The organism is Microvirga pakistanensis, from assembly GCF_004458765.1.
GTDB lineage: Bacteria > Pseudomonadota > Alphaproteobacteria > Rhizobiales > Beijerinckiaceae > Microvirga > Microvirga pakistanensis.
The window spans coordinates 1-223 of the sequence record NZ_SPJX01000511.1 but is presented as its reverse complement, the minus strand read 5'-3'; the positions used below and the strand labels follow the sequence as shown (position 1 = coordinate 223).

Here is a 223-nt window from a genome sequence, read left to right as displayed (position 1 = left end):
AGCAGCTTCGGTTCTCCCTTGGCTCGCATGCGTGCAGGTGCTCGCGGCCCTTCGGAGCTTCGGGGAAGTCGGCCTGCATCACGCCAAGAAAACCTCTCCTCTCATCGCGATGTCCCTCGTGAGCCTGCTCATCGGAGCCCCGATCTACTGGATCGTAGCCTTGAACGCCGGGATCGTCGGGGTCGCGGCCGTGTGCGCAGGCGTCATGCTCGTGCGCACCGGT

Annotated in this window: 1 protein-coding gene; it reads left to right on the top strand. The window is 65.0% G+C overall.

All coding sequences use genetic code 11. The features are described from left to right. A partial coding sequence (locus tag E4K09_RS29390; RefSeq protein WP_166802472.1) for a hypothetical protein occupies positions 1-223 on the top strand: 223 nt, incomplete at both ends.